Source organism: Parabacteroides sp. MSK.9.14 (assembly GCF_019041495.1).
Classification (GTDB): domain Bacteria; phylum Bacteroidota; class Bacteroidia; order Bacteroidales; family Tannerellaceae; genus Parabacteroides; species Parabacteroides merdae.
On the sequence record NZ_JAHPXO010000115.1, the window covers coordinates 1 to 1256 of the forward strand.

Genomic DNA, 1256 nt, shown 5'->3' on the forward strand with positions numbered 1-1256 from the left:
GCTAAAATTGAAGCCCGTGTCGGATTGATATATCTTCAGCTTGCTCTATTTTTTTGTTACTTTACTTTTTTGAAGTTGTCCAATACGTCAAAGATCTTTTTTTACCCCTTACGGAGTTTATCGTGGAGAATAACGGATTCGAACCGTTGACCCTCTGCGTGCAAAGCAGATGCTCTAGCCAGCTGAGCTAATCCCCCGTTTTTCAACTGGTAGTCCCAGGCAGAGTTGAACTGCCGACCTCTACATTATCAGTGTAGCGCTCTAACCAACTGAGCTATAGGACTGTCAACCGTTATGTGCCTGAAATTTTCATCTCAGCATCATCTTTCTCTCTATATACTGGTCTTTCCAGTTTAAGATCATATATATATATACATATTCAACCGTAGTACCAGAGAGCTACATACCTCATCAGACTTAGTCTAGAGATTCCAGCTCCAGAAAGGAGGTGTTCCAGCCGCACCTTCCGGTACGGCTACCTTGTTACGACTTAGCCCCAGTCACCAGTTTTACCCTAGGCCGATCCTTGCGGTTACGGACTTCAGGTACCCCCGGCTCCCATGGCTTGACGGGCGGTGTGTACAAGGCCCGGGAACGTATTCACCGCGCCATGGCTGATGCGCGATTACTAGCGAATCCAGCTTCACGGAGTCGAGTTGCAGACTCCGATCCGAACTGAGACATGGTTTGGAGATTAGCATCCTGTCACCAGGTAGCTGCCCTTTGTCCATGCCATTGTAACACGTGTGTCGCCCCGGATGTAAGGGCCGTGCTGATTTGACGTCATCCCCACCTTCCTCACAGCTTACGCTGGCAGTCTCACCAGAGTCCTCAGCTTCACCTGTTAGTAACTAGTGATAAGGGTTGCGCTCGTTATGGCACTTAAGCCGACACCTCACGGCACGAGCTGACGACAACCATGCAGCACCTCGTAATCTGCTATTGCTAGAAAGAGTGTTTCCACTCCGGTCAGACTACGTTCAAACCCGGGTAAGGTTCCTCGCGTATCATCGAATTAAACCACATGTTCCTCCGCTTGTGCGGGCCCCCGTCAATTCCTTTGAGTTTCACCGTTGCCGGCGTACTCCCCAGGTGGATTACTTAACGCTTTCGCTGTAGAGCTTACATTGTATCGCAAACTCCTAGTAATCATCGTTTACTGCGTGGACTACCAGGGTATCTAATCCTGTTTGATCCCCACGCTTTCGTGCTTCAGTGTCAGTTATGGTTTAGTAAGCTGCCTTCGCAATCGGAGT

Annotated in this window: 2 tRNA genes and 1 rRNA gene; all 3 read right to left on the minus strand. The window is 49.1% G+C overall.

The features are described from left to right. Window positions 1-123 precede the first annotated feature (123 nt). A tRNA-Ala gene (locus tag KTG12_RS21350) sits at window positions 124-197 on the minus strand. A gap of 10 nt (window positions 198-207) precedes the next feature. Beyond that, window positions 208-284: transfer RNA gene (locus tag KTG12_RS21355), tRNA-Ile, on the minus strand. A 157-nt stretch (window positions 285-441) separates the two neighbouring features. Next, a 16S ribosomal RNA gene (locus tag KTG12_RS21360) occupies window positions 442-1256 on the minus strand; the annotation flags it as partial.